Source organism: Catellatospora sp. KI3 (genome assembly GCF_029948125.1).
GTDB lineage: Bacteria > Actinomycetota > Actinomycetes > Mycobacteriales > Micromonosporaceae > Catellatospora.
The window spans coordinates 89,342-111,018 of sequence record NZ_JASAMB010000011.1; the positions used below are offsets into that span (position 1 = coordinate 89,342).

Annotated in this window: 20 protein-coding genes; 13 read left to right on the plus strand and 7 right to left on the minus strand. The window is 72.4% G+C overall.

The genetic code is table 11. The features are described from left to right. Positions 1-7: 7 nt before the first annotated feature. Entirely contained in the window at positions 8-1,267 is a 1,260-nt protein-coding gene (locus QEZ54_RS19100) for an ADP-ribosylation family protein (RefSeq protein WP_281306009.1), read from the minus strand. Between the two features lie 451 nt (positions 1,268-1,718). Between QEZ54_RS19100 and QEZ54_RS19105 the strand changes: the two genes are divergently transcribed. Next, positions 1,719-2,342 carry a hypothetical protein gene (locus QEZ54_RS19105; RefSeq protein WP_281306010.1) on the plus strand — a complete coding sequence of 208 codons (624 nt, stop codon included), beginning with the start codon at positions 1,719-1,721 and terminating at the stop codon, positions 2,340-2,342. 1 nt (position 2,343) lies between these two features. Here the strand turns inward: QEZ54_RS19105 and QEZ54_RS19110 are convergent, their stop codons facing one another. The 3 genes from QEZ54_RS19110 to QEZ54_RS19120 are packed head-to-tail and all read right to left on the minus strand — an operon-like array spanning position 2,344 to position 5,779. Beyond that, the gene (locus QEZ54_RS19110) at positions 2,344-3,732 is read right to left on the minus strand and encodes an MmgE/PrpD family protein (protein ID WP_281306011.1); all 1,389 of its coding nucleotides are present in this window, start codon (positions 3,730-3,732) and stop codon (positions 2,344-2,346) included. After that, positions 3,729-4,583 (minus strand): cyclase family protein, encoded by an 855-nt coding sequence (locus tag QEZ54_RS19115; protein ID WP_281306012.1) that lies wholly within the window; start codon positions 4,581-4,583, stop codon positions 3,729-3,731. The genes QEZ54_RS19110 and QEZ54_RS19115 overlap by 4 nt, the downstream gene beginning before the upstream one ends. Further along, the gene (locus QEZ54_RS19120) at positions 4,583-5,779 is read right to left on the minus strand and encodes a CoA transferase (RefSeq protein WP_281306013.1); all 1,197 of its coding nucleotides are present in this window, start codon (positions 5,777-5,779) and stop codon (positions 4,583-4,585) included. The genes QEZ54_RS19115 and QEZ54_RS19120 overlap by 1 nt, the downstream gene beginning before the upstream one ends. A gap of 79 nt (positions 5,780-5,858) precedes the next feature. Here QEZ54_RS19120 and QEZ54_RS19125 point away from each other — a divergent pair, with 79 nt between their 5' ends. Together QEZ54_RS19125 and QEZ54_RS19130 are read left to right on the plus strand one after the other, a co-directional pair. Further along, positions 5,859-7,286, plus strand: a complete 1,428-nt coding sequence (locus QEZ54_RS19125) for a dihydroorotase family protein (RefSeq protein ID WP_281306014.1) — start codon at positions 5,859-5,861, stop codon at positions 7,284-7,286. A 147-nt stretch (positions 7,287-7,433) separates the two neighbouring features. Beyond that, positions 7,434-8,027: a hypothetical protein gene (locus tag QEZ54_RS19130; RefSeq protein WP_281306015.1), complete on the plus strand. Its 594-nt coding sequence runs from the start codon at positions 7,434-7,436 to the stop codon at positions 8,025-8,027. Positions 8,028-8,160: 133 nt separating this feature from the next. On the opposite strand, the gene QEZ54_RS19135 is transcribed toward QEZ54_RS19130, so the two are convergent. Beyond that, complete coding sequence (locus QEZ54_RS19135) at positions 8,161-8,628, minus strand: NUDIX hydrolase (RefSeq protein ID WP_281306016.1); 468 nt, start codon at positions 8,626-8,628, stop codon at positions 8,161-8,163. A 105-nt stretch (positions 8,629-8,733) separates the two neighbouring features. Between QEZ54_RS19135 and QEZ54_RS19140 the strand changes: the two genes are divergently transcribed. After that, positions 8,734-9,219 carry a hypothetical protein gene (locus QEZ54_RS19140; protein WP_281306017.1) on the plus strand — a complete coding sequence of 162 codons (486 nt, stop codon included), beginning with the start codon at positions 8,734-8,736 and terminating at the stop codon, positions 9,217-9,219. A 133-nt stretch (positions 9,220-9,352) separates the two neighbouring features. On the opposite strand, the gene QEZ54_RS19145 is transcribed toward QEZ54_RS19140, so the two are convergent. Further along, complete coding sequence (locus tag QEZ54_RS19145) at positions 9,353-10,246, minus strand: hydroxymethylglutaryl-CoA lyase (protein ID WP_281306018.1); 894 nt, start codon at positions 10,244-10,246, stop codon at positions 9,353-9,355. Between the two features lie 60 nt (positions 10,247-10,306). Here QEZ54_RS19145 and QEZ54_RS19150 point away from each other — a divergent pair, with 60 nt between their 5' ends. From QEZ54_RS19150 to QEZ54_RS19190, 9 genes are all read left to right on the plus strand, one after another. After that, on the plus strand, positions 10,307-11,500 hold the full coding sequence (locus QEZ54_RS19150) for a CoA transferase (RefSeq protein WP_281306019.1): 1,194 nt from the start codon (positions 10,307-10,309) through the stop codon (positions 11,498-11,500). Continuing rightward, on the plus strand, positions 11,500-12,135 hold the full coding sequence (locus QEZ54_RS19155; RefSeq protein ID WP_281306020.1) for an isochorismatase family protein: 636 nt from the start codon (positions 11,500-11,502) through the stop codon (positions 12,133-12,135). Before QEZ54_RS19150 ends, QEZ54_RS19155 begins: the two co-directional genes overlap by 1 nt. Positions 12,136-12,203: 68 nt before the next feature. Next, a complete protein-coding gene (locus QEZ54_RS19160) occupies positions 12,204-13,103 on the plus strand; it encodes a dienelactone hydrolase family protein (RefSeq protein WP_281306021.1) in 900 nt (299 codons plus the stop codon). A 381-nt stretch (positions 13,104-13,484) separates the two neighbouring features. Beyond that, positions 13,485-14,684 (plus strand): C39 family peptidase, encoded by a 1,200-nt coding sequence (locus tag QEZ54_RS19165; protein WP_281306022.1) that lies wholly within the window; start codon positions 13,485-13,487, stop codon positions 14,682-14,684. Continuing rightward, a complete protein-coding gene (locus tag QEZ54_RS19170; protein WP_281306023.1) occupies positions 14,681-15,706 on the plus strand; it encodes an ABC transporter ATP-binding protein in 1,026 nt (341 codons plus the stop codon). Before QEZ54_RS19165 ends, QEZ54_RS19170 begins: the two co-directional genes overlap by 4 nt. Further along, positions 15,703-16,701: an oligopeptide/dipeptide ABC transporter ATP-binding protein gene (locus QEZ54_RS19175; RefSeq protein WP_281306024.1), complete on the plus strand. Its 999-nt coding sequence runs from the start codon at positions 15,703-15,705 to the stop codon at positions 16,699-16,701. Before QEZ54_RS19170 ends, QEZ54_RS19175 begins: the two co-directional genes overlap by 4 nt. Continuing rightward, on the plus strand, positions 16,685-17,686 hold the full coding sequence (locus QEZ54_RS19180; RefSeq protein WP_281306025.1) for an ABC transporter permease: 1,002 nt from the start codon (positions 16,685-16,687) through the stop codon (positions 17,684-17,686). Before QEZ54_RS19175 ends, QEZ54_RS19180 begins: the two co-directional genes overlap by 17 nt. A gap of 2 nt (positions 17,687-17,688) precedes the next feature. Next, the gene (locus QEZ54_RS19185; RefSeq protein WP_281306026.1) at positions 17,689-18,675 is read left to right on the plus strand and encodes an ABC transporter permease; all 987 of its coding nucleotides are present in this window, start codon (positions 17,689-17,691) and stop codon (positions 18,673-18,675) included. A gap of 71 nt (positions 18,676-18,746) precedes the next feature. Further along, positions 18,747-20,480, plus strand: a complete 1,734-nt coding sequence (locus tag QEZ54_RS19190) for an ABC transporter substrate-binding protein (protein WP_281306027.1) — start codon at positions 18,747-18,749, stop codon at positions 20,478-20,480. Between the two features lie 130 nt (positions 20,481-20,610). On the opposite strand, the gene murQ is transcribed toward QEZ54_RS19190, so the two are convergent. Continuing rightward, positions 20,611-21,522, minus strand: a complete 912-nt coding sequence (gene murQ / locus QEZ54_RS19195) for an N-acetylmuramic acid 6-phosphate etherase (RefSeq protein WP_281306028.1) — start codon at positions 21,520-21,522, stop codon at positions 20,611-20,613. Positions 21,523-21,677 lie beyond the last annotated feature (155 nt).

A 21,677-nucleotide genomic window follows, 5' to 3' on the forward strand; every position in this document is an offset into this window, starting at 1 on the left:
GGACCGGTCAGCCCGCGACGAGGACGTCGACCGTGCGCAGGTCGCGGTGGGCGAAGTGCACCTCGGCTATGTCGGCCAGCGCGCCGCGTCCCAGTGCCCGGTACGCCCCGACCTGCAGTTCCAGCGCCTCCTGCCGGAACTCGTCCGCGTCCAGCCAGTGCAGCTCAGTCCCCAGCGCCAGGGCGAACGCCGGTTCGCCCGCGGCCAGCTCCGCCCGCGCCTGCCCGATCCAGCCCCGCACCGCCGCATGGTCCCCGCGGTACGCGTCGAAGCGCGCCCGGTGCTCGCCCCCGCGCGGATCGCCGCTGCCCGGGGGCAGGGCCGCGCCGATCGACACCGTGTCCTGTGCACGCGGGGCGTCTGCCCACACCCGTTCCCCGTCAGCCCGCAGCGCCTCCGCGTCAGCCTCGGCGAACCAGTCGAGCGCGCGCCGCAGCGGGTGCAGCCGCCAGCGCTTGTCACCCTCCTCGCCGTAGCTGTCGTCCAGGGACTTCTCCAGCCAGGCGCTGATCTCGCCGAGCAGCGTCGGGCGGCCCGACGTCCAGGTCTCGGCCGAATCGCGAGCCCAGTTGTGGGCGATGAAGGACGGCAGCTGGGCCGGGTCGTCGTACCAGAGTCCGAAGTGCAGGCCGTCGGAGTCGCCGCCGAGCACGGTCACGAACTCGGCCGGATCGCGGCGGAACCGGCAGTGCAGCCGCTCGTCGAGCCCGTCCCGGCCGACCAGCGCCAGTCCATCGGTCTTGAAGTAGTCGCTGACACCCCAGGGGTGCAGCCCGGCGACGTCGCCGATGGCGTCGCGCTCGCGCCGGTCGAGGCTGTCCCAGAATGCGGCGAAGACGGCGAGGTGCCGGGGCAGGCGCAGGCCGTAGACGCGGCTGAAGCGCTCGGCGACGGCGGGGAAGCGGTCGGACATGGCGGCCAGTGCGGCGGTGCGGCGCTGCACGTCCTCGGGCGTCGGGTCGAACAGGTTCTCGTCGAACACCGCCTCGGGCAGTCCGAACGTCTCGGCCAGCGGCCGGTCCAGCGCGGCGGCCGCGGCGCCCGGCTCCCGCAGCCCGCGCAGCACGTCCGCGACGTGCGCGGCAGCGGCGTCCGCATCGGCGGGCAGCACCAGGTGGGCCACCGGTCCGCTGTAGTTGCGCAGGCTGTACATGCGCACCTCGACCACCCAGCCCTGGCCGTCGACCAGGATCGGCTCGCCGTCCACGGTCACGGCCACACCGTCGAGCTGACACAGGTTGATCTGCCGCACCACGTCACCCAGCATCGGCGGAGCCTACCGAACTACATCCGTTGCGCCACAATCCCGCCGTGCCATTACCATACGGCATGATCACTCCTTACCGACACCGTCCCGAGCCGCCCTACTACGCCGTGATCATCACCACTGCGCCCAGCGGGGTGGACCCGGAGGGCTACGCCGCGACCGCCGATCTTGGCGAGTGAAGCCGCTGATGATCGCGGTCTCTGGTCATCCGACCGAGTTCGAGCCCAGCTTCCGACCAGAGACCGCGATCATCGCGCCCGGCCCCGCCGGGCCCGGCCCCGCCGGGCCCCGCCCGGCCGACCCGCTCCGCCGCCGCGTGGCGTCCTGCCCGCGGCCGCGAGGAACGGAACGGTCCGGATGGGCCATCGACCCATCCTCCTAGGACGCAGTAGCGGAGGTGACTCGGTTACGCTCGCCGGACACCAGCCCGCCGACGGCAAGGGAGACGCTGATGAGTGGCCGTTCGTTCATGCTCGCGACCCGCGTGCCGATGTCCCGGACCGGGTTCGAGGCCTGGCTGGACACGCCACCGCCGAGCCTCGACGTGATCGAGAACCCGGCTGCCATGTGGACCGGCTGGGCCGCAGCGGGCGATGCCGCGGACTGGGACCTGACCGCGTTCGCCGACTCCCCGCACATCGTCGCCGCGATGCGCGCCGACCAGCGCAAAACCCCTCGCGAGCTGCTGACCGACCGCGTGAAGACGGGCGGCTGCGTGGCCCGGCACCGCGACGAGGCGCTGGAGCTCTACCTCTACGACTACCACGCCGACTTCTACCGGACCCGCACCGAGCTGCTGATGCTCGCCGGAGCCGGCCGCTACGCCGACGTCGGCGCGCACCCCGTCCTGTTCTGGGGCGGCAACGTCTACGCCGACCTGCCGATCGCCGGTGACCCGCCGCTGTCGGTGCTGGTCGTGTCGCGTGCCGGGGCGCACTTCGTCGACCGATACCCGATCGACGCCCTGGTCGAGTCGCTGCGCCCCATCGAGGCGGCTTTCCTCGCCCGGTACGAGGGCGACGGCTCGGCCGAACCGGACCTCACCGACGCCGTCGACCCCGACCTGCGGCCCTGACTCAGGCGGCCGCGCCGACCGTGCAGGTCGCCAGCAGCCGCGCCGCCGGGGACTGCCGGTAGGCGCGGTCGGTGAGCAGCGCCGCCTGCACCGGCGGCAGCACCCCGGCCGTGTTCACCTTGAACTTCAACGCCAGCTCCGCCTCGGTCAGCGGGTGCGCGGAGCTGCCCCGCGACGAGTCCACCCGGTGCTCCAGCAGCTCACCCGAGGTGGTGCGGACGCGCAGCACCGCCGCGAACGCCTCCGGGAACAGCTCGGTCGCCCGCGCGTCGGCCACGCAGGTGACCTTCGCCGCCAGCGCCAGGCAGTCCGGGCGCAGCTCGGTGAAGTCGCTCATGCTCAGCCCCAGCCCGCCGCCGCCGAGCAGGGCCGCCGCCACCGTGTACGGCCCGGAGAACTTCCCGTGGTACGCCGTCTGCGGCCGGGCCTTCTCGGCGGCCGGTTCGGCGATGGTCCGCAGCACCGGTGCCGCCACGCCCAGCTCGACCGACTCGACCGCAGCCGGGTCCAGCCCCCGCGCGCGCAGGGCCAGCGCGCAGTCGATGCCCGGGTGGGTGAAGTGGTTGGTCGGGTAGGGCTTGTACACGGTCCGCGACAGCTCCCAGCGCGTGCCGAGCTCGCCGAGCAGCGCGTCGGCGTCGAACTTCCCGTCGGTGTACGCGGCGAAGAACCCGAACCGCCCCTCCAGCACCGTCGGCGGGCCGGTCAGCCCGTCGGCGGCGAACACGGCCGCGCTGACCGCGGCGTGCGCGGCCCAGCCGCAGTGCGTCTTCTTGACCGTGCCGCCGGTGCGGTTGGCCTCGATCAGCCCGGCGCCCATGCTGGCCGCGATGCCCATCGCGTGGGCGACTCCGGCCGGGTCCAGGCCGTGCAGCAGCGCGGCGGCGGCCGCCCCGCCGATGGTGCCGCAGATCGAGGTGGCGTGCAGGCCGCGCTCGAAGAAGACGGAGTTGCGCAGCCGGCGGTCGTACGCGGCCATGCCGAGCCGGTTGCAGATCTCGATGCCGGCGGCGACCGCGCGCACGAGGGCCGGGCCGTCGGCGCCGGTCGCCTCGGCGGCGGCCAGCGCGGCGGGCACGATGCTGGCGCTGGGGTGCAGCACCGACGGAAGGTGGGTGTCGTCGAAGTCGAGCGCGTGCGCCATCACGCCGTTGACCAGCGCGGCGGCGGGTGCGGGCAGCCGGTCGCCGGTGCCGATGACGGTCGCCTCGGCGGTGCCGCCCCAGCGGCGTACGGAGGTGAGGACGGCGGTCACGGCGGGGTCGTCCTGGGCGGCCAGGGCCAGGCCGAGGATGTCGAGGACGCGGCCGGGCACGCCGTCGGGGACGGCGCCGTCGCGGCAGCTCACGGCGAAGTCGGCGAGGGTGTGTACCGCGCGGTCGGTGTTCATGCCAGCACCGCCAGGGGGCGGACCGGGGAGCCGGTGGCGCCGACGATGGGCAGCGGGTTGAGCACCAGCAGGATCTCGCGGGCGCCGGTGCGCAGCAGTGCGTCGAGGTTCATCGTCTCGACGATGTGGACGCCGTGCTCGACCAGCAGCACCCGGTGCGCGGGCAGTACGGCGTGGCCGCGACCGGCCGGGATGTGCTCGAACGCGATGGTCTCGCCGCCGACGGCGACGGGCCGGTGCGCGGCCAGCCACCGGGCGGCGGCCTCGCCGGGTCCGGGGGTGCCGTCGCGGCCGCCGATGAACGCGTCGTGCTCGTGCCAACGCCGCGACCAGCCGGTGCCGATGAGGATGGTCTCACCGTGGTTCAGTTCCAGCCCGTCGGCGGCGGCGGCCAGGTCCTCGGGGGTGATCTCGTACCCGGCGGGCAGCACGTCGACGCCGTGCACCCGGGCCACGTCCAGCACCACGGCCCGGCCGAGGTAGGGCGGGAAGGTGTCGATGCCGAGGTCGCTGAAGCCCAGGTGGGACTGGAGTCCGGCGGCCTCGACGGCGCCGTGCAGGCGCCCGTCCTGGGACACGTGGGCCAGGGCGTCGACGTGGGTGCCGACGTGGCCGCCGGTGACGATGAGCTCGTTGGCGGCCGAGCCGCCGTCGGGGCGGACCATGTCGCCGTGGCGGCGCTCCAGGGCCATCCGGAACGGCGGGTGGTTGGGCGACTGGGGCATGCCGCGGCGCATGGGCTGGGCCAGGTCGAGCACCTGCCGTCCGCGTACGGCGTCCCAGGGTGCGGTGGTGCTGCGGCCGCTGGGGGAGGGCATCAGCTCGTGGGAGTCCAGGTCGAGGCTCTGCATCAGATCACTCCGCTCTCGCGCAGGGCGGCCAGCTCGTCGGCGTCGAGGCCGAGGCGGTCGCGGTAGACGGCGTCGTTGTCGGCGCCGCGCGGGCGGCCGGTCCAGCCGATGCGGCCGGGGGTCTCGGACATGCGGTAGAGCACGTTGGGCATGCGTACCGGTCCGAGCACGGGGTCCTCGACGGTGGTGATCGAGTCGAGGGCGGTGTACTGGGGGTCGGCGAAGATGTCGGCGATGTCGTAGATCGGGGCGACGGCGGCCTGGGCCTGGTCGAATGCCTCGCTGACCTCGGCGAGGTCGCGTTGCGCGACCCAGGCGGCGACGTGGGAGTCGAGCAGGTCGGCGTGCGCGGCGCGGCCGACGCCGCTGGCGAACCACGGCTCGTCGATGACCTCGGGGTGCCCGACCAGGCGCATGACCCGTTCGGCGATGGCCTGGGCGCTGGTGGAGACCGCGACCCAGCGGCCGTCGCGGGTGCGGTAGGTGTTGCGCGGGGCGTTGTTGACCGAGCGGTTGCCGGTGCGGGGCTGGACGAGCCCGAGCTGGTCGTACGCCATGGCCTGCATGCCCAGGACGGTGAGCAGCGGTTCGATGATGGCCAGGTCGACGACCTGGCCGGTGCCGCCGTTGTGGTCGCGGTGGTAGAGCGCGGTGAGCACGGCCTGCGCGCAGGTCAGCGCGGACACTCCGTCGGCGAGCCCGAACGGGGGCAGGGTGGGGGGTCCGTCGGGCTGGCCGGTGATCGCGGCGAAGCCGCTCATCGCCTCGGCGAGGGTGCCGAAGCCGGGGCGGTGGGCGTACGGGCCGGACTGGCCGAACGCGGTGACCCGGGCGATGATCAGCCGGGGGTTGAGCTCGTACAGCACCTCGGGTCCCAGGCCCCAGCGTTCGAGGGTGCCGGGCCGGAAGTTCTCGATCAGCACGTCGGCGTCGGCGAGCAGCCGCTTGGCCAGCTCGGCGCCTTCCGGGCGGCCCAGGTCGAGGGTGACGGCGTGCTTGTTGCGGCCGAGCATGGTCCACCACAGCGGCACGCCGTCGCGGGACGGTCCGTGGCCGCGCGACGGGTCGCCCTTGGCCGGGTGTTCGATCTTGATGACGTCCGCCCCGTAGTCGCCGAGGATCGTCGCGGCGAGCGGGCCGGCGAACAGGGTCGCGGCGTCGATGACGGTGACACCGGACAGGGCTGGGGGCGGCATGGCGCAACGGTAGCGGCTCTACCCGGAAAATGGAAACCTCGTTACAGTGTGCGAAACGCAGCTCTGGGAGGTAATCGCCGTGGACCGCTACGACCTGCTGGTCAAGAACGGGACGCTCGTCCTGCCGTATGTCGGCACCGTACGCGCTGATCTGGGTGTGCGCGACGGGCGGATCGCCGCGATCGCCGACGACATCCCCGCCGCGCAGGCCGACCAGGTCCTCGACGCGAACGGGAAGCTCGTCTTCCCGGCCGCCGTCGACGCCCACTACCACCTGGGCATCTACCGTGACCTGGCCCTGGACGCCGCGGAGGAGACCCGCTCGTCGCTGGTCGGCGGAGTGGGCACGGTCCTGTCCTACTTCCGGACCGGCCAGCACTACCTCAACCGCACCGGGCCGTACGCGGAGATCTTCCCGCAGGTCCTCGACGCCGTCGCCGGGCACGCCTGGACCGACTACGGCTTCCACCTCGCGCCCATGGACACCGCGCAGGTCGGCGAGGTCCCGTCGCTGGTCGACGAGCACGGCGTCAGCTCGTTCAAGTACTACATGTTCTACAAGGGCTTCAACCTCTCCGCCGACTCGCGCGACGCCAAGTCCTTCACCATGAGCGACGAGTACGACCTCGGCCACCTGTACCAGATCATGGAGGCCGTCGCCGCCAACCAGCGCGCGGGCCGCCGCGTCTCGCTGTCGCTGCACTGCGAGCAGGCCGAGCTCATGCGCCTGTTCATCGACCGGGTACGCGCCGCCGGCGACCCGCAGACGCTGAAGGCCTACTCCGACGCCCGGCCGCCGCTGACCGAGCAGGTGGCCATCGGCGAGGCCACCACCCTGGCCCGCGCCACCGGCTGCCCCGTAAACCTGCTGCACCTGTCCAGCGCCGACGCGATCGCCGCGGCCGCCGCCGCCAAGGCCGACAAGTCGCTGGACCTGCGCTGCGAGGTCACCCTGCACCACCTGTGCCTGGACCACGAGAGCCTGGACCGCAAGGGCGGCCTGGGCGCGAAGGTGAACCCGCCGATCCGCGCCGTCTCCGACACCGAGGCGCTGTGGGCGGCCGTGCTCGACGGCACCGTCGACTGGGTCGCCTCCGACCACGCCTGCTGCATGGAGGAGCACAAGGGCGACGCGCTGTGGCCGGCGCTGCCCGGCTTCGGCGGCACCGCGCTGCTGTACCCGATCCTGCTCAGCGAGGGCATGCACAAGCGCGGCCTGTCGCCGCAGCGGGTCGCCGAGCTCGCCTCGGGCAACCCCGCGCGGGCGTACGGCCTGGGCGGGCGCAAGGGCAGCCTGATGGTCGGCGCGGACGCGGACTTCACCATCGTCGACCCGGAGCTGGAGCAGGAGGTCACCACCGACCTGCTGCTGTCGGGCCAGGACCACTGCCCGTTCGAGGGCCACAAGGTCAAGGGCTGGCCGGTGACGACCGTGGTCGGCGGCCGCGTCGCCTACACCGGCGGCGCCGTCGTCGGCACCCCGTCGGGCCGCTTCGTCGCCCGCTGACCTGCGCGATCGCCGCGTATCGGCTGTTTCGGGAAAGTGCAGGAATCGGAGCCAGTGTTCGTGCACTTTCCTTGAAACCGCACCCAAAGCCGCACGCGCCCGGGGGCGCGGTGGGGAGGTTGCGGGCGGGGGATAGCCTCCCGGACCGTGAGTGATCTTCGAGTACGTCCGTCGCGCGTCGTCATCTCCGTCGTGGCCATGGCGGCCGCCGTCGCCGCCGCCGTGTGGCTGAGCGACGAGGCATATTCGGCGGAGTGGCTGTACCAGGCGCAGCGGGGGCTGCGCGACGACGGCTTCGGGATCATCGCCTGCTACGCCGCCGGGATCGTGCTCGGCACCGCGCTGCACAGCCTCCTGTCGCTGCGGCGCGGGCGGGCGCTGGCCGCCGCGTGGGGCGCGGCCGGGCTGCTGCTGGCGTACGGTGCCGCGGTGACCGGCGTGGCGTGGCTGCTGGCCGAGGTCGCCCCGGCCATGTCGGCGAGCCGCCACCGGCACGACCCCGGCGCCCTGTACACCACCTGGCTGGTCTGCGTACTGCTGCCGGTGGCGGGGGCGGTCTGCGCCGGCGGCCTGTTTCCGCGCCGCCGTACCCCGCAGCCAGCGGGCAGGCCCGAGCCGGACGGCCCGGTCGCCGTCCTGAAATCCAGCATGGTCGTCGTCAGCGCCTCGATCGGCTGGGCGATCGGCGGGATCGTGCTGATCCTGCTGCTGATCGCCATCGTGATCAGATTGTTCGTCTGATCATGACGACCCGTCCTCGCGACGTGCGCGCCCCGGCCCAGCCGGGCGTGCAGTTTCGGGGAGAGTGCACGAATCTTGGCACCCATTCCCGCACTTTCCCCGAAACTGCACGAAAGACAAAGCGCGGAGGTCGCTAAGGGAGGGTGCCGTGCTCGATGTAGAGGAAGCGGTGCTGGTCGCGGGCCTGTAGGGCGAGGCGGAGCCGGTCGGCCAGGCGGCGGGGGACGTAGTCGTCGAGGGCAGCCGCGTCGATGAAACGGGCCTCGACGATCTCGCCGTCGGCGAAGACGAATGCGGCCAGGTCGTCTTCGGACAGGACACCGCCGTCGAAGATGAACAGCACCTTGTCGTCCGCGCCCAGCGGTGCCCAGTCGACGACCAGCGGCTGCGGATCCACAGGGAGGTCCCGGCCGAGTTCTTCCAGCAGCTCCCGGCGGCACGCGGCCAGCGGTGACTCGCCGGAGTCGACGTAGCCGCCCGGGATCTCCCACCCGTGCTTGTACCCCGGCTTCACCAGCAGCACCCGCCCGGCGGCGTCGGTGAACAGCGCCCCCGCCGCCAGCGCCGCTGCGGCGAAGCGCTCGCCCCCGTGCGCTGTCACGCAGGCAGCCTACCGTTGCGGCAAGGGCGACGGCCCCGCCGGCAGTCAGCCGTGGGTGGCGATCATCTGTGATTATGTTGCGGATCGTGCGGATGAGGGGTGCCCATGACCGTGGTGGAGGGCCGGATGGCCGGCCCGGACATGCTGCGGACGCTGCAAGGCGTCGTTCATGTCTCGAATGTGATGACAGAGCTGCGGCGCTGGCTGCTGACCCGGCCTGAGGTGCTGGAGGTGAACTCGTCGTGCCAGATGGCATCGATCGAGTTCCGTGAGGACGGCTGGGCCTACACCCTCCACAAGGGTGACGGGGTCGATCTCGACTGGTGGCTGGACGCGGACCTGTGGGGCGGCCTGCGCCTGCTCGCGTCGGTGGGGTGTCGTCACACCCGGCGGCTGGGCTGGGAGGTGGGGATCAAGGCGTGGGCCGAGGACGCTGACGGCGAAGACCACACGTTGTACGACGTGGAGGTGCTCGGACTGGAGTCGGATGAGCAGACGCTGACCCAGCTACGCGCCGGTGCCGACGACCTGTTCGCCGCCCGCGACCGACTGATGTCCGACCTGTCCGATCTCGCCGCCCGCTCCCGCTGACCCCGGGCTGCAGTTTCGGGGAAAGTGCACGAATCCACTCCAAGATTCCTGCACTTTCCCCGAAACTGCACCCACCGCGCGGCGCCCCGCGCACCCGGGCCCCCGCGCGGCGGGCGGGGGCGCGGGGTGGGGGTCAGGGGGTGGGGAAGGCGCCCGCGCGGCCGAGTAGGGCCGGGGCGGTGATGGCGAGCTGGTCGGCGATCCAGGTGCCGGTGGCGGCCAGCAGGGCCGGGTCGGTGCCGGTGTCGACGCCGGAGCGCTCAAGCAGCCAGGCGAGGTCCTCGGTGGCGATGTTGCCGGTCGCGGCGGGTGCGAAGGGGCAGCCGCCGATGCCGCCGGTGCTGGCGTCCAGGGCGCCGAACCCGTGCTCCAGCGCCGCCACCGCGTTGGCGTAGCCGGTGTTGCGGGTGTTGTGGAAGTGCGCCCGCAGCGCCACATCGGGTGCGAGCGGGCGGACCGCCGACGCCAGCGCCGCGACCTGGCGGGGTACGCCGACGCCGATGGTGTCGGCGAGGCAGATCTCGTCGGGCTGCCCGGCCAGGCCGAGTTCGGCGATCTCGCGTACCCGCTCGGTGCTGACCTCGCCGGTGAAGGGGCAGCCGAACGCGGCGGCGATGGTCAGCGTGGTGCGCAGCCCGGCCTGCCGGGCGGCGGCGCCGACCTCGGCCCACTGGGCGAGCGAGGCGCGGGTGTCCATGCCCTGGTTGCGCTGGGAGAACTCGTCGGTGGCGACGACCACGTAGTTGACCTCGTCGACGCCGGCGCTGGCCAGGGCGCGGTCGAGGCCGCGCCGGTTGAGGACCAGGCCGATGTAGGAGACTCCGGCGGGTCGGGGTACGGCGGCGAGCACGGCCTCGGCGTCGGCCATCTGCGGTACGCGGGCGGGGTGGGCGAATGCGACCGCCTCGATGCGGCGTACGCCCGCGGCGACGGCGCGGGTGATGTACTCGACCTTCACGGCGGTGGGCAGCAGCGTCTTCTCGTTCTGCAGCCCGTCGCGGGGCCCGACCTCTACGATCTGCGACACGGGTGCTCCTCCGGCTGGTTCCTCTAGCGAAACGGTGTTTCCAAAGCATAGGATGCGGCCGTGACAGGCGCACTATCCGACATCAGGGTCATCGAGACCGGCACTCTGCTGGCAGGACCGTTCTGCGGTCAACTGCTGGGCGACTTCGGCGCAGAAGTCATCAAACTGGAGGACCCGGGCAAGGGCGATCCGATGCGCCAGTGGGGGCGCGAGAAACCGCACGGGCAGTCGCTGTGGTGGCCGGTGGTCGCCCGCAACAAGAAGTCGGTCACCTGCAACCTGCGCACGCAGGCCGGGCAGGACCTGCTGCGGCGGCTGGTCGCGCAGTCCGACGTGCTGCTGGAGAACTTCCGGCCCGGCACCCTCGAACGCTGGGGGCTGGGCTACGAGCAGCTGTCGGAGATCAACCCGCGGCTGATCCTGGTGCGCGTCACCGGCTACGGCCAGACCGGGCCGTACTCGCCCCGGGCCGGGTTCGGCTCCATCGGCGAGGCCATGGGCGGCATCCGGTACGTCACCGGCGAGGCCGACCGGCCGCCGTCGCGCTCGGGCATCTCGCTGGGCGACTCCCTCGCGGCCACCTACGCCGCGTACGGGACCCTCGCCGCGCTGCACGCCCGCACCCGCACCGGGCGGGGCCAGGTCGTCGACTCGGCGATCTACGAGGCGGTGCTGGCGATGATGGAGTCGCTGGTCACCGAGTGGGCCGTGGCCGGGTACCAGCGCGAGCGCACCGGGGCGATCCTGCCCAACGTCGCCCCGAGCAACGCCTACCCGACCGCCGACGGCAGCGAGGTGCTGATCGCGGCGAACCAGGACACCGTCTTCGGGCGGCTGTGCGAGGTCATGGGCACCCCGGAGCTGGCCGCCGACGTCCGCTACGCCACGCACGGGGCGCGGGGGGCGCACCAGGCCGAGCTCGACGAGCTGATCAGCGCGTGGACGCGTACCCGGCAGTCGGACAAGCTGCTGGCGGCGCTGCATGAGGCGGGCGTGCCCGCCGGCGGCGTGTACACGGCCAAGGACATGCTGGCCGACCCGCACTTCGCCGCCCGCGAGGCGATCGTGAAGGTGCCGCACCCGGACTTCGGCGAGCTGCCCATGCAGAACGTCGCACCCCGGCTGTCGGCCGACCCCGGTTCGGTCCGCTGGGCGGGGCCGACGCTGGGCAGCCACAACGACGAGGTCTACGGGCAGCTGCTCGGGCTGTCCGAGGCCGAGCGTGGCGACCTGCGCGAGCAGGGGGTCATCTGATGGAGCTGGACGCCGACTACGCCGCCGCCGGGTTCGCCCGGCGGCTGGGCTGGGGGCGGCGGCCGGCGCTGCTGCTGGTCGACCCGGTGGTCGCGTACACGGTCGAGGGTTCGCCCTTGTTCCTGGACACCGGGGCGGCCGCGGTCGGCGCGATGTCCGCGCTGCTGGCGGCCGCGCGCGTGGCGGGCGTCCCGGTGGTGCTGACCGGTGTGCGGTACGCCGACAGCAGCTGCGCCGAGGCGCCGCTGTTCGCCGCGAAGGTGCCGGTCCTGTCGGTGTTCGCGGCAGGCGGCCCGCTGGGGGAGTTCCCAGCCGAGCTGGCGCCCGCGCTCGGTGAGCACGTGGTGCTCAAGCACTACGCCAGCGCCTTCGCGGGCACGGCGCTGGCGGCGTGGCTGACGGCCAACGGCGTGGACACGGTCGTGGTCGGCGGCTTCTCCACCAGCGGGTGCGTCCGGGCCACGGCCGTGGACGCGCTGCAGCACGGATTCCGGCCGATGGTGGTACGCCAGGCGTGCGCCGACCGGGACTCCGGCCCGCACGAGGCGAACCTGTTCGACCTGGACGCCAAGTACGCCGACGTGGTGGACCTGGCCGACGCGCTGGCGCGGCTCGCCGCGACGGTTGGCACATAGACCCTCTTGTTTCTCTTAGGGAAACGGTGTTCCACTATGGGAACCCGTTCCCTAATAGAGGAGCATCTATGTTCAGGCGAGCGATCCTCGTCCTCACGCTGCTCACCGGCGCTCTCGTCGGCACGGCGTCCCCCGCCGCGGCGGCCGACACGTCCGTGCCCGGCTCGTACGCGGTCGGCTACGTCGACGCGTCGGTGAGCGCGTCGGGGCGTTCCTTCAGCGCCCGCATCTACTACCCGGCCACGACCGCCGGGCAGAACGCCGCCGTCGCGGCGGGCCGCTTCCCGGCCGTCGCGTTCGGCCACGGCTTCCTGCAGACGGTCGGCAAGTACTACGGCACCATGTCCCACCTGGCCTCCTGGGGCTTCGTGGTGGCCGCGCCGACCTCGCAGGGCGGCCTGTTCCCCAGCCACGGCTCCTTCGCCGACGACCTCAACGCCCAGCTGGCCTGGCTGGTCGCCCAGGACACCACCGCGGGCTCGCGGTTCAACGCGCACATCAACACCGCCAAGCTCGGCCTGTCCGGGCACTCGATGGGCGGCGGGGCCAGCGTGCTGGCCGCCTCGCGCAACCCGGCCGTCACCACCGTGGCCAACCTGGCCGCCGCCGAGACCAACCCGTCCGCGGCGACCGCCGCCGCCTCGGTGCGCGTGCCGATGATGCTGGTCGCGGGCTCGTCGGACACCATCGCGCCGATCGCCGACCACCAGCGCAAGATCTACAACGGCAAGGGCGCGCCCAAGCAGCTGCGCACCATCACCGGCGGGTTCCACTGCGGCTTCATGGACGCCAACGGGACCTTCTGCGACAGCGGCACGATCACCCGCGCCGCGCAGCTGACGCTGGCCCGGCGGCTGCTGACCGACTGGTTCCGCTACTACCTGGCCGGCGACACCGGCTCGTACGACGCCGTGTGGGGCACCGCCGCGCACAACGACACCCAGGTGGTGTTCGAGGGCGTGGCCTGACCGGCCGCGCACCGTCCAGGGCCGCCGTCCCGCCGGGCGGCGGCCCGCCTCGCCGGACAGGGCTGCGGGACCGGAACCGTTGCGGTACGGTCGGCGCGGGGCAGGCATCGACCGCTGACACTGAGTGTGCGTGAACGGACAGATCGGCTACCGGCGACTGCTTCGGACAGACCCGGCAGCACCGCCGCACACCTGTGACCGAGCCGTGTCCATACGGCGCGATCTGGCTCTTGTAAAGAATCTCCGCCTGTGCCAGGCTTCCTGACCATATTCCTTCATCAACCTGTCGGGGATGGAGCCGGGAGTATGGATCGACGCACCGTAGTGCGCGCCGCGATGATCGCGGCAGGCGCGGCGGCGCTCCCACTGGGGGAGGAAGCCATGGCAGCGGCCAAACCGCAGCCGAACAACCGCGACATCAGGCTGCACCGCTGGTCCGGTGCGGCGGCGTTCGCCACGGGCACCGGCGCGGGCACCGTCGCCAGCGGCGACACCCTCGTCGTCGGCACCGCGGCGGGGCGGCTGTCCTACCAGGACCCGCACACCGGCGCGGCGGCCGACTACGACTACGCCACCTGGACCTCGCCCTGGGCCGCGCCCGGGTTCGCCGCGACCGAGGCGATCCCGTCCTGGAACGCGAGCGCCCCGGCCGGGACCTGGGTCCAGATCGAACTGCGCGGCACCACCGAGGCGGGCACCACCACCAAGTGGTACGTGCTGGGCCGCTGGGCCGACGCCGACTCCGGCATCCGGCGCACCTCCGTGCCCGGCCAGGCCGACGCCGACGGCAACGTCTCGGTCGACACCTTCATCGCGGCCGCCGGCCGCGGCTGGACCTCCTGGCAGCTGCGGATCACGCTGCTGCGCCCGGCGGGCGGCACGCTCACCCCGGCGCTGCGCTCGGCCGGGGCGGCGGTCTCGCGGCTGCCCGCGCCCGGCAAGCTCACCGCCAGCACCCCCGCGCAGGCCCGGGGCACCGTCCTGGCCGTCCCGCAGTACTCCCAGAACGTCCACGACGGGCACTACCCGGAGTACAACGGCGGCGGCGAGGCCTGGTGCAGCCCCACCTCCACCTCGATGGTCCTGGCCTGGTGGAACGCGCTGCCCGGCCCGGCCGACTACGCCTGGGTCGACGACGCCGACCCGGCGCCGTGGGTCGACCACGCCGCCCGGCAGACCTTCGACTACGCCTACGACGGCACCGGCAACTGGCCGTTCAACCCCGCCTACGCGGCCACCCGCGGCCTGGACGGGTTCATCACCCGGCTGCGCAGCCTCAACGAGGCCGAGGCGTTCATCGCCGCGGGCATCCCGCTGGTGCTGTCGCTGTCGTTCAAGAAGGGCGAGATCCCGGGCCTGGACTACGGCACCAACGGGCACCTGCTGGTGCTGGCCGGGTTCAGCGCCGGCGGCGACCCGGTCCTCAACGACCCGCACGCCGCCACCGACGCCGGGGTCCGCAAGACCGCCGGGCGGGCCGCGTTCGAGGCGGCCTGGCTCAACAGCAGCCGGGGCGTGGCCTACGTGATGCGCCCGGCCACCGCCCCGCTGCCCCCGGCACCGGCCCAGGCGAACTGGTGAGCGTGCCGTACCTGCGGGTCGAGAACCTGACCGTGCGCCTGCGCAGCTCCGACGGAGTGGTGCGCGCGGTCAACGACCTGTCGTTCTCCGTGGCGCGCGGCCGCACCCTCGGCATCGTCGGCGAGTCCGGCTCCGGCAAGACCGTGACCGGGCTGGCCGTGATGGGCCTGCACGACCCCCGCCGCAGCGAGATCGGCGGCCGGATCCTGGTCGACGGCGTCGACCTGCAGGCGCTGCCCGAACCCGAGCGGCGCAGGCTGCGCGGCGGCGACCTCGCGATGATCTTCCAGGATCCGCTGTCGGCGCTGCACCCGTACTACACCGTGGGGCGCCAGATCACCGAGGCGCACCGGGTGCACCAGAAGGGCGTCGGCCGGGCCGCCGCGCGCAGGCATGCGATCGACCTGCTCGGCCGGGTCGGCATCCCGCAGCCGCAGCGCCGGGTCGACCAGTACCCGCACGAGTTCTCCGGCGGCATGCGCCAACGGGCGATGATCGCGATGGCGCTGGTCAACAACCCCAAGGTGCTCATCGCCGACGAGCCGACCACCGCGCTCGACGTCACCGTGCAGGCGCAGATCCTCGACCTGCTGGCCGACCTGCAGCGGGAGTACCAGTCCGCGATCATCATGATCACCCATGACCTGGGCGTGGTCCGGCAGGTCGCCCACGACGTGCTCGTCATGTACGGCGGCCGCGCCGTCGAGCAGGGCAGCGCCGCGCAGGTGCTCGGCGACCCGCAGCACCCGTACACCTGGGGCCTGCTGGCCAGCGTGCCCACCCTGCGCGGTCCGGTCGCCGGCGACCTGGTGCCGATCCCCGGCAACCCGCCCAGCCTGGTCCACCTGCCCGGCGGCTGCGCGTTCCATCCGCGCTGCCGGTTCGCCGACCGCACCGGCGGCGCCAGCCGCGAGCGCGTGCCGGAGCTGCTGCCCTCCGGCCAGGCCGGGCACCTGGCCGCCTGCCACCTGCCCGCCGCCGACCGGCGCGCGGCCCGCACCGAGACCGGGGTTTCGGCATGACCTCCCCATTGCTGAAGGTGGAAGGGCTGACCAAGGAGTTCGCCGTGCGCGGCGGGCCGCCGGTGCAGGCGGTGTCCGGGGTGGACCTGTCGGTGGCGCCCGGGGAGGCGGTGGGCCTGGTCGGGGAGTCCGGCTGCGGCAAGACCACCACCGGCCGGATGCTGGTACGGCTGCTGGAGCCGACCGCCGGGTCGATCACCTTCGACGGCCGCGACATCACCCACCTGCGCGGACGGGCCCTGCGGCCGCTGCGCCGCGACATCCAGATCGTGTTCCAGGACCCGTACGGCTCGCTGAACCCGCGCCACACCGTGGGCTCGATCGTGGCGATGCCGCTGGAGGTCAACGGGATCAAGCCGCCCGGCGGCACCCGGCGCCGCGTGCAGGAGCTGCTGGAGCTGGTCGGGCTCAACCCCGAGCACTACAACCGCTACCCGCACGAGTTCTCCGGCGGCCAGCGCCAGCGCATCGGCATCGCCCGCGCGCTCGCGCTCAACCCGCGCCTGATCGTGGCCGACGAACCGGTCAGCGCCCTGGACGTGTCGGTGCAGGCGCAGGTGGTCAACCTGCTGCGCGGGCTGCAGCGCGACCTGGGGCTGACGTTCGTGCTGATCGCGCACGACCTGGCCGTGGTGCGGCACTTCTGCCAGCGCGTCGCGGTGATGTACCTGGGCAAGGTCGTCGAGTCCGGCGACCGCGAGGACATCTACGCCGCCCCGCGCCACCCGTACACCCGGGCCCTGCTGTCGGCCGTGCCGGAGCTCGGCGAGGGCGGCCAGGGGCGCATCCGGCTCACCGGCGAGGTGCCCGCGCCCACCGACCCGCCGTCGGGCTGCCGGTTCCGCACCCGGTGCTGGAAGGCGCAGGAGATCTGCGCCAGCGCCGAGCCGGAGCTGGTCCCGCGCGGAGGCAGCCGCCAGGCGGTGGCCTGCCACTTCCCCGAACCCGAGTCCGCACACGCAGAAGGCGAGGCCGCCCATGGCGCTGCCGGCTGAGGTCGACCTCAACCCCGCCCCGCCCCCGGCCGAGCCCGCCGCGCCGGTCGCGCCCGAGGTGGCCGGGCGCTCGCCCAGCCGGCTCGCCTGGGCACGGCTGAAGAAGGACAGGGTCGCCGTGGTCAGCGCCGCGGTGATCGTGCTGATGCTGGTCATCGCACTGGGGGCGCCGCTGATCGAGTGGGCGTACGGGATCGGTCCGTACGACGACTTCAAGGCCCGGCTCGACCGGTTCGGCATGCCGCTGGGCTACGCGGGCGGAATCGATGGTGATCACTGGTTCGGGGTGGAGCCGCACCTCGGCCGCGACATCTTCATCCGACTGGTCTACGGCATGCGCACCTCGCTGCTGATCGCGACCGCCGCCGCCACGCTGACCAGCGTCATCGGCGTGCTCGTCGGCCTGGCGGCGGGCTTCCTCGGCCGGTGGGTCGACGCGATCCTGGGCTGGGTCATGGACTTCGCGCTGGCGATGCCGTTCATGGTGTTCGCGCTGGCGGTGGTGCCGACCGTGGCGCTGCGCTTCTACGGGCCCCGCGACGACATCCCGCCGCTGTTCCGGGGCGTGGTGCTGGTCGGGATCTTCGCTGTGTTCGGCTGGACCGGCACCGCCCGGCTGGTGCGCGGGCAGGTCATCTCGCTGCGGGAGCGCGAGTTCATCGAGGCGGCCCGCGCCGCCGGGGCGGGCCTGGGGCACATGCTGTTCAAGCAGCTGCTGCCCAACCTGTGGGCGCCGATCCTGATCTCCTTCTCGCTGGCGCTGCCCAGCTACGTGACCGCCGAGGCGGCGCTGTCGTTCCTGGACGTCGGCATGGTCGAGCCCGTCCCCGACTTCGGTCGGATGATCAACAAGAGCATCAACTACCTGCAGTCCGACCCTGCGTACGTCTTCTTCCCCGGCATCACCATCTTCGTGATGGTGCTGGCCTTCAACCTGTTCGGTGACGCGCTGCGCGACGCGCTCGACCCCCGATCGTCGAGGTAGCCATGTTCCGTTTCGTGGTCAAGCGACTGCTGTCGGCGGTGCTGGTCCTGTTCGCGGTCACCATGCTCAGCTTCCTGATGTTCTTCGCGCTGCCGGGCGACCCGGTCAGCGGCATGTGCCCGAAGAACTGCACGGCCGAGCGCCTGGAGCGGGTGCGGGTCGAGCTGGGCCTGCGCGAACCGAAGCTGGTGCAGTACGCCGGCTACGTGAAGGGCATCTTCGTCGGCCGGGACCTGGGCACCGCCCAGGGCGGCCACTGCGACGCCCCCTGCCTGGGCTTCTCCTACGTCCGCAGCGAGGCGGTCACCGACACCTTCAAGCGGGTGCTGCCGGTGACGCTGAGCATCGTGATCCCGGCGGCGGTGCTGTGGCTGGTGCTCGGCGTCGGCCTCGGCATGATCTCGGCGTTGCGCCGGGGGACGCTGCTGGACCGGCTGGCGGTCGGGTTCGCGCTGACCGGGGCGTCGCTGCAGCTGTACTTCGTCGGCGCGGTGCTGCTGCTGGTGTTCACGTACACGCTGCGCTGGATACCGGTGCCGCACTACACGCCGCTGCTGGAGGATCCGCTGGACTGGGCCTCGGGGCTGGTGCTGGCCTGGATGGCGCTGGCGTTCCTGTTCTCGGCCATCTACGCGCGGCTGTCGCGGGCGCAGATGCTGGAGACGCTGTCGGAGGACTTCGTGCGTACCGCGCGCGCCAAGGGCCTGTCGTCCTGGCAGGTCCACGGCAGGCACGCGCTGCGGGCCGCGATCACGCCGCTGGTGACCATCGCGGGCCTGGACGTCGGCTCCGCGCTGGGCGGCACCTTCATCACCGAGACCACTTTCGGCCTGCAGGGCCTGGGCCGCACCACGGTCGACGCCGTGCACGGCGGGGACCTGCCGACCGTGATGGGCACCGTGATCCTGGCCTCGGTGTTCGTGGTGGTCGCCAACATCGTCGTCGACCTGCTGTACGCGGTCATCGATCCACGCGTACGGCTGCGTTGACGATCCGGGCGGCCCGGTCTGCGACACCGGGCCGCCCGTCACCTCTCATGCACACCGAAGGGGAACTTCTGATGAGGACACGAGCGGCATCCGCCGCGGGCGCAGCGCTGGCGCTGCTCCTGCTCGCGGCGTGCACCGAGAATAAGGGCGAGGGCCCGTCGGTCGACGTCAACCGGCAGAGCACCGGCGTCATCGCCACCGACCCGGCCCAGTCGAGGGGCCCGGCGGCGGAGGTCGCCGGGGCCGCCAAGGGCGGCACCTTCCACATCCTGCGCCAGTCGGCCATCTCGCACCTGGACCCGCAGCGCATCTACTCGTTCGTCGGCCTGATGACCGCCCCGCTGTACTCGCGGTTCCTGACCACGTGGAAGGACGACGGCAAGGGCCACCTGACGCTGGTCGGCGACCTGGCCGAGACGCCGGGCACCGACGTCAACAAGGACTGCAAGACCTGGGAATTCAAGATCAAGGACGGGGTGAAGTACGAGGACGGCAGCGCGATCACCGCCAAGGACATCGCGTACGGCATCTCCCGCGCCTTCAGCCCCGACTACAGCGGCGGCCCGACCTACGTCCAGGAGTGGCTGGCCGACTCGCCGCAGTTCGACAAGGCCTGGGACTTCAAGGCCAACAAGGGCTCCTTCCCGCCCGGCCTGACCGCCCCCGACGACAAGACGCTGCGGTTCACCTTCGCCAAGGGCCACTGCGACCTGCCGTTCGCCGTGTCGCTGCCCTACACCGCGCCGGTGCCGCAGGCCAAGGACACCGGGCTGGGGCTGGACACGCAGCCGTTCTCGTCCGGGCCGTACAAGGTCACCAAGAACACCGTCGGCACCGAGATCGTGCTGGAGCGCAACACGAACTGGGACCCGGCCACCGACCCGGTGCGCCACCAGTACCCGGACAGGTTCGTGTGGACGTTCGGCGCCGACCCCGACGCCCAGGCCAACCGGATCATCGCCGACAGCGGCGACGACCAGACCGCGCTGGGCTGGGGCGGCGTGCCGGCCTCGCTGGTGGGCACCACGATCAACAACGCGTCGCTGAAGTCGCGCTCGATCCTGTCGCCGACCCCCTCGGCCAACCGCCTCACCATCAACACGCTGCGGGTCACCGACGTGAACATCCGCCGGGCGCTGAACTACGCCATCGACCGCGACGGCCTGATCAAGTCGCTGGGCGGTGACACCGTGGCCGCGCCGATGACCACGCTGATGCCGTCCTCGACGCTCGGTTTCGTGAACTACGACGCCTACCCGGCGGGTCCGAGCGGCAACGTCGAGAAGGCCAAGGAGCTGCTGGCGGGCAAGACGCCGGAGCTGGTGCTGGGCGTGCTGGACACCGACGCCGAGACCGGCGCGCAGCTGGAGGCCAACCTGGAGAAGGCGGGCTTCAAGATCACGGTCAAGCTGATCCCGGCCGACGCCAAGCTCGACGAGACCAGCAAGAAGAACAACCCGTGGGACCTCTACATCGACTCCTGGGCCGCCGACTGGCCCAGCGGCGCCTCGATCCTGCCGGTGCTCTTCGACGGCCGCACGATCAAGGACGCGGGCAACAACAACCGGTCATACCTCAACGACGACAAGATCAACGTCGAGTTCGACCGGGTGCTGGCGATGGACCCGGCCGCGCAGGGGCCTGAGTGGGCCAAGCTCGACAAGAAGCTGATGGAGGACGACGCCCCGGCGGTGCCGCTCTACGTCGACGTGGCGTACTACCTGCACGGCTCCAAGGCCGGCGGCATCTTCGTCTCCAGCATCTTCGGATACCCGTCCTTCGTGGACGCGCACGTCAAGTCCTGAGTACGAAATGGCGAGGGGGTGGTCGGCGGCGTCCCGCCGGCCACCCCCTCGCCGCACCCCGCCCCGTGGGGTGGGCCCGGCCGCATGGCTCTGGCATGCGGCCGGGCGGTTCAGCGCGCCGCTGCGGCCCTCACGCCACCGCGCCGAGGGCGTCGCGCAGACTGCCCCCGGCCGCGGCCAGGCGGCGCCTGGCGGCCGCGGCGTCGACACCGAGCTGCAGCACCAGCACGGCCACCGGCACCGAGCCCTGCGCGGTCCGCAGCGCCGTGTCTACCTCCAGCTCGCCCCGGCCGGTGATCAGCTCCACCAGGCGGTGCGCCCGCGCGTAGAGCTTCTGGTTGGTCGCGTTCATGTGCACCATCAGGTTGCCGTAGGTCCGGTTCAGCCGGACCATCACCAGCGTCGACAGCGTGTTGCAGACCAGCTTCTGCGCCGTGCCCGCCTTCAGCCGGGTCGACCCGGCCAGCAGCTCCGGCCCCACCACGACCTCGATGCCGATCTCGGCGGCGGCCGCCAGCGGGGTGCCGGAGTTGCACGCCACGCCCACGGTCAGCGCCCCCAGCGAGCGCGCGTGCCGCACCCCGCCCACCGTGTACGGCGTCGTGCCGCTGGCGGACAGGCCGACCACGCTGTCGAGTTCGGTGAGCTCCACGCCGGTCAGGTCGGCCACGGCCATCTCGACCGAGTCCTCGGCCGCCTCCACGGCCGAGATCAGCGCCCCGGGCCCGCCCGCGATGAGGGCGCGGACCAGGTCCGGGCCGACGCCGAAGGTCGGCGGGATCTCGCTGGCGTCCAGCGTGCCGATCCGGCCGGCGCTGCCGGCGCCCAGGTAGATGAGCCGCCCCCCGCGGCGCATCCGGTCGGAGATGGCGTCCACGGCCGCGGTCATCTCGGCCGCGACCTCGGCCATGGCCTCCGGCACGGTCCGGTCCTGGACCGTCATGAGCCGGACGAGCTCGGCCGTGGACAGCATGTCCAGGTCTTCGGTCCCGGCGAGGCGCCGCTCGGTGACCGGCATCGTCATCGCTTGACCGTCGGTCATCAGTCCCCCAAGTTCATGCACTGGTAGGCGCCGCTGCCGCGCGGCGCCCGGGTTCCGACAGGCATCGTCCCCCGAGGGGGTGGAGAAAAGCAATACAGATGTTTGTATGCGTGAAGAATTCTTTCATTGCAAGGACATGTCAGACCAATGACATG

What these genes read in the sequence shown, in the direction of transcription:
- QEZ54_RS19100 (WP_281306009.1), bottom strand. Translation starts at nt 1,267, where the DNA reads ATGCTGGGTGACGTGGTGCGGCAGATCAACCTGTGTCAGCTCGACGGT.
- QEZ54_RS19105 (WP_281306010.1), top strand. Translation starts at nt 1,719, where the DNA reads ATGAGTGGCCGTTCGTTCATGCTCGCGACCCGCGTGCCGATGTCCCGG.
- QEZ54_RS19110 (WP_281306011.1), bottom strand. Translation starts at nt 3,732, where the DNA reads ATGAACACCGACCGCGCGGTACACACCCTCGCCGACTTCGCCGTGAGC.
- QEZ54_RS19115 (WP_281306012.1), bottom strand. Translation starts at nt 4,583, where the DNA reads ATGCAGAGCCTCGACCTGGACTCCCACGAGCTGATGCCCTCCCCCAGC.
- QEZ54_RS19120 (WP_281306013.1), bottom strand. Translation starts at nt 5,779, where the DNA reads ATGCCGCCCCCAGCCCTGTCCGGTGTCACCGTCATCGACGCCGCGACC.
- QEZ54_RS19140 (WP_281306017.1), top strand. Translation starts at nt 8,734, where the DNA reads ATGACCGTGGTGGAGGGCCGGATGGCCGGCCCGGACATGCTGCGGACG.
- QEZ54_RS19155 (WP_281306020.1), top strand. Translation starts at nt 11,500, where the DNA reads ATGGAGCTGGACGCCGACTACGCCGCCGCCGGGTTCGCCCGGCGGCTG.
- QEZ54_RS19160 (WP_281306021.1), top strand. Translation starts at nt 12,204, where the DNA reads ATGTTCAGGCGAGCGATCCTCGTCCTCACGCTGCTCACCGGCGCTCTC.
- QEZ54_RS19165 (WP_281306022.1), top strand. Translation starts at nt 13,485, where the DNA reads ATGGCAGCGGCCAAACCGCAGCCGAACAACCGCGACATCAGGCTGCAC.
- QEZ54_RS19175 (WP_281306024.1), top strand. Translation starts at nt 15,703, where the DNA reads ATGACCTCCCCATTGCTGAAGGTGGAAGGGCTGACCAAGGAGTTCGCC.
- QEZ54_RS19180 (WP_281306025.1), top strand. Translation starts at nt 16,685, where the DNA reads ATGGCGCTGCCGGCTGAGGTCGACCTCAACCCCGCCCCGCCCCCGGCC.
- QEZ54_RS19185 (WP_281306026.1), top strand. Translation starts at nt 17,689, where the DNA reads ATGTTCCGTTTCGTGGTCAAGCGACTGCTGTCGGCGGTGCTGGTCCTG.
- QEZ54_RS19190 (WP_281306027.1), top strand. Translation starts at nt 18,747, where the DNA reads ATGAGGACACGAGCGGCATCCGCCGCGGGCGCAGCGCTGGCGCTGCTC.
- murQ (WP_281306028.1), bottom strand. Translation starts at nt 21,522, where the DNA reads ATGACCGACGGTCAAGCGATGACGATGCCGGTCACCGAGCGGCGCCTC.